4 protein-coding genes are annotated in these 4864 nt (G+C 32.9%); 3 read left to right on the plus strand and 1 reads right to left on the minus strand.

The window, feature by feature from the left end; genetic code table 11:
- Positions 1 to 9 precede the first annotated feature (9 nt).
- From QZN27_RS08925 to QZN27_RS08935, 3 genes are all read left to right on the plus strand, one after another.
- On the plus strand, positions 10 to 855 hold the full coding sequence (locus tag QZN27_RS08925; RefSeq protein ID WP_367237663.1) for a UbiA family prenyltransferase: 846 nt from the start codon (positions 10 to 12) through the stop codon (positions 853 to 855).
- A 38-nt stretch (positions 856 to 893) separates the two neighbouring features.
- Positions 894 to 2462: a glycosyltransferase family 39 protein gene (locus QZN27_RS08930; protein ID WP_296786613.1), complete on the plus strand. Its 1569-nt coding sequence runs from the start codon at positions 894 to 896 to the stop codon at positions 2460 to 2462.
- A 259-nt stretch (positions 2463 to 2721) separates the two neighbouring features.
- Positions 2722 to 4260, plus strand: coding sequence for an NERD domain-containing protein (locus QZN27_RS08935; RefSeq protein ID WP_296786616.1), 1539 nt, complete (start codon positions 2722 to 2724; stop codon positions 4258 to 4260).
- Positions 4261 to 4562: 302 nt separating this feature from the next.
- Here the strand turns inward: QZN27_RS08935 and QZN27_RS08940 are convergent.
- Positions 4563 to 4864 (minus strand): SAF domain-containing protein (locus tag QZN27_RS08940; protein ID WP_296786619.1); only part of this gene is annotated, 302 nt, incomplete at its 5' end.

Here is a 4864-nt window from a genome sequence, read left to right on the forward strand (position 1 = left end):
GGAAGTCGTATGAATCCATATTTAGAAATTTTAAGACCTGGAAATGCATTAATGGGAGCAATTTCCATTATTCTAATAGCAATTATTGATAAAACAATCAGCATACCAATCGTTCTTGCAATGATGACCGTATTTTTTGAAACCGCTGCAGGAAATGTCATAAATGATTATTTTGACTACAACATAGATTTAATCAACAAGCCTGAAAGGCCGATTCCATCCGGAAGGATATCACTTGAAAATGGAAAAAGATATGCATATCTCCTGTTTGCTGCCGGAACAGTATGTGGATTTCTAATAAGTTATCTGACTGCAAATTGGATTCCTTTCATCATAGTTCTGATTGCCGATGTTGTTCTTTATCTATATGCCTATAAATTAAAGGCAACCCCGCTGATTGGAAACCTTGCTGTAGGATTCATGACCGGTTTCGGATTCGTATTTGGAGGATTTACAATAAATAATCCAAGCATTGTTATGACTTCAATATTTTTAGGATTCTTTGCATTTGTCATGACAACCGCACGTGAAATCATCAAGGACATCGAAGACATTGAGGGAGACAGAAAGGATGGTGCAAGAACCCTGCCTATCCTAATTGGCAAAAAGAAACCTGCAATACTTGCCACAATCCTAATCATTATCGACTGCGCATTATGTCCTCTGCTGTACATATACCATATTTTTGGAGTGTTATACCTTGTTATAATTGCAGTTGCTGTAATAATATTCATATACTCCGCAATCTTAATAATGAAATCTCAGGAAGAGCCCGTGGCCCACAAATCCTCAAAACTATTGAAGATTGGAATGCTAATTGCATTTCTATCCTTTGCATTAGGATCATTTTTTTAACATAGATTTAAATAAAATTATTAAAAAAAATAATAACAATGTTTGAGGAATTCAATATAAAACAAAAAGATAAATATTGCTTGCTGTTTATTCTGATTTTCAGCATCATTCTGGTCGGATACTACATTAACTTCAACAATAGTATTGGAATTTACTGTTCCGATGTTTATGTTTATCTTTTAAATGCGCTTTATTATACTGGAATCAATCTTCGTTCAACATCAACGATTTATTTATCACCCATAATATGTCGCTTAACCTCAATATTCTTTTATTTTGGCTTTGTAGACAAGCAAGCAATCTATTTAGTGACAGGAGCTTTTGCAGTATTTGGAAATATTGGTTTATATTTACTGTTTAAAAGATATTTCAATGAAATTCTGAGTGTTGGAGGTACAGTAATCTACAGCTCATTGACTCTTTATCTGACATGGCTGGCAAATGGGACTTTAGACATTCCTGCTGTATCAATGATTATCTGGACAGTATTATTTACCGTCATAGCTATAGATGACCATCCCAAATACTATCTGCATGCAATATTATTCCTTGTATTGGGAATTTTAACAAGATACACAATCTTATTGGTGGCACCTGCACTTCTACTTTACTATGTTTATAAGAAAGGGTTTAAAATCCACAAGAAAGATTCTAAATATATCCTGAAAGGCATTGCAATAGGACTGGTTTTGACGGTCATCGTCCTAGCCCCAGTAATAATGATGGGGCATGGTCAATTTGGTGCAGGAACCCAAATCTCATCAGGAATGATGGGTGCCCAAGGCTCACAAGCCGATCCTGCATTTAATGAAGACGTGAGCTATTATGTAGCCAATTTCATCAATTTCATATCAAATTCACACACAGTAATTGATGGAAATCCAATTTTAGATAATCCTACACCTTTAGCTTGGGGAATTATCGGCATATTAATACTTGGAATGTGTCTTTGGTTATACGACAATAAGCGAAAACCACAGAAAAAAGACCTAATCCCGCTTTTATTCTTCATAGTGGCAATAATAAGTTTCACACGAATCAGTTCCGTAATTACAACAATATTCGTTTTAATAGGTCTTTATTTCTTAGGTAGAGACAGTGAAAATAAAAACGAATATTTCATGCTTGCATGGATATTTTCAAACATTATATTCTACAGCTATTACAACATTAAAGTAAACAGATACTTTTTGCCCGCATTTCCGGCAATAGTCTACTTCATTCTGCTTTCAGTCGATACCATAAACAAGCATCTTAAAATCAATGAAAACATAATCCCAATCATAATCATTGCCCTGTTTATCATTCAGGCCTTTGCATTCACATACACTTTTGAAGAAACAAATAAATTTAATGCAATAAAAGATATGGCAGATTACGTTATCGACAACAATCCGGATTATGAAAACATTACCATTGGAGTGTTCAATGTAAGAGCCTACAACTGGTGGCTAGGTGAAAATCTCCTGCCAATAAGGAGCACTGACATTTCAACGATTGACTCAAGCAATGTCACTTATTATATATCGGACAATGCCCTGAACCTGACAAACTATACTGAAATAAAACAAATCGACAGCATTCACCTATATGAAAAAAGTGTTTAAGTGAAAGGATAATTTGGGCCTTATTCGTAGATTTGACAAAAATAACATTCCCAATTGTATTTAAATAATCTTAAATAAAGAATCATAATGTAAAAAGTTCGGAAAAAATGAAAGAAAATTAATTAAAGACAAATACGATTAGGATACTGTTTCAAAGCAAATTGAAAGTTTTTAACATGAATGCGTCAATACTTATTAGAAACATATATAATAAAAAAAATTTATAACTAATATCATAAAGCAATTTTAAGAGGATATTATGAAAGTTGTATGCTGTAAGAACTGTGGTGCAAAATACCAACTCGATGATGATGACGATATCACAACATTTGAGTGTTCTTCATGTGCAGGTGACTTAGAATACTTAGAAGACTATTCTAATGATGAAACCAAAAAAGATTCTCCATTCACTGACACATTCAAGTACGATAATTCATATATTGTGCAATGTCAAGACTGTGGATTAAAATATAAGATAAAAAGCAGTGATAGTATACTTGATTATGAATGCGACAGCTGTGGAGGTCCTTTAAGATATTTAGATAGCGACATGAACAAGGAACTAGATAAATATCTTGAAGAAAGACAAAAAGAACTAAAAACCATTAGACAAAACTCTAACGCTGAAAAACCAACATCTGAAGAATTAACAAATGATGAAGCAGATTTCTCTTTAAAATCATTCACCGATAGACTTGGAAATTTCTTTTCAGAAGAACAAATGCAAAAAATTGCAGATGACGAAATAAGAGAACAGGAATTAGAAGCAGAAGAAGAATCTTCCAAAACTGCAAGGACTACAATTCCCGATGAAGTCCTATCCAAATTTGGAAAAGAGTTTGCCGTTCCAAATACAAATGATTACAATATTTTGAAGAATTTCCTCAAAAATGAATTTTTCAAAAGCATGAGCGTTTACTATCCAAAAGATAGTGAAGCTTCTAAAAAATCATCTGGAAGTTTCTTGGAAAGAATTAGTATTGCTGAACCGGATAACGGCGAAGTAATACCTGAAAAGAACTCTATTCATGAACCGGACATAGGATTTGAAATGAATAACCTTGACTTCAATACCATCGTTTTAATTGTGGGTATCGGTATTTTCATAATAAGTATTATTGAAATTCTACTCATCAATAGTGGTATAGGTATCATTGCAATATTCATTGGAGTCATAATGCTTTGTTATGGACTTTACAAATCAAGGGACGAAAAACAAGTAGAAGAAAGAACAAGAATTATTAGAGAACATTTATTAACCCTTTCTGATGATTTCTATGTATTCTACAATTTAAGAACTCCTACATCTTCATCAAGCATTAACCACTTAGTTGTCGGCCCAACTGGAATTTATGCTCTTCTTTCACAAAAATATAATCCTAAACTCAGATTGGAATCAGAAAATGAAAACTTGAATCTTATCGGTTCCACTGAATTAGATGAAGATAAAATTGAGGAAATTCCTATCGACGGAAATAAAAGAAGATTTAGATACACTACAAAACAGGCTAAATTTTCTCAAGATGATAAAATCAAGCAAAAAGCATTGTCCTTAGGTGAAGATCTAATTAACTTCTTAAACGATAATAATATCAAAAATTGCTTTGTTGAACCGTTAGTTGGTTTTATTAACAATGAAGTGGTTGTGATAAACATGCCTTTAACCGATGAGGATTTGTTTATTGAAGAACTGCTCAACAAGATTAAAACCAGCACAATCAAATTAGATCAAGAAACAATTGACAAATGTGCTGTTTTGCTCAGTAAATATTCTGCAGATTGTTCTGCAGAAATTTAATTTCTTTTTTTAATACCCTTATTTTTTGCAATATCACAAAAATTTTATCGCCGATGGTATGTGAAAGTGTTGCAAAAAGCTATTGCAAATACTTCAAGGCAAATTATGAAATATACATCACACCAAATACGACTTTTAAGAAATACTGTTAATTTTAATGGAAGGACTATTCAAGAAAAAGAGTAATGCAATTATGAGGATAATTTCCATCCAGATGTATGATTGCCACAAACATCTACAATATCACTAATATCTACAATGAATGTAGTGATAATATGAGATTAGAAGTTTTGAAAGAAGGCTTATTGCAACATGTCAAAATCAATTAAAGTATCTTCTGAAATATCGATCTTAGCGGTTTTTCCGATGACCTCATCAATCTTTGATGGATAAATTCCTGTGCCCGGACGCTTGAATGTCAAATCAGCATCAGTTATTACATCCCCTTGCTTGATGTCCCTAACTGCAACAATTGACCTTCTTGTATGACGTCTAGAAGATGATTCACAAATCAAAGGCTGCTTATTTTTCATGCCGTTGATTTTAGACAGGAAATGAACATTCCACTTGAATTTGATTACATCATCAGGATCCATTGCATGAT

Origin of the sequence: uncultured Methanobrevibacter sp. (assembly GCF_900316895.1) — an archaeon.
Lineage (GTDB): Archaea > Methanobacteriota > Methanobacteria > Methanobacteriales > Methanobacteriaceae > Methanocatella.

What these genes read in the sequence shown, in the direction of transcription:
- QZN27_RS08925 (WP_367237663.1), top strand. Translation starts at nt 10, where the DNA reads ATGAATCCATATTTAGAAATTTTAAGACCTGGAAATGCATTAATGGGA.
- QZN27_RS08930 (WP_296786613.1), top strand. Translation starts at nt 894, where the DNA reads ATGTTTGAGGAATTCAATATAAAACAAAAAGATAAATATTGCTTGCTG.
- QZN27_RS08935 (WP_296786616.1), top strand. Translation starts at nt 2,722, where the DNA reads ATGAAAGTTGTATGCTGTAAGAACTGTGGTGCAAAATACCAACTCGAT.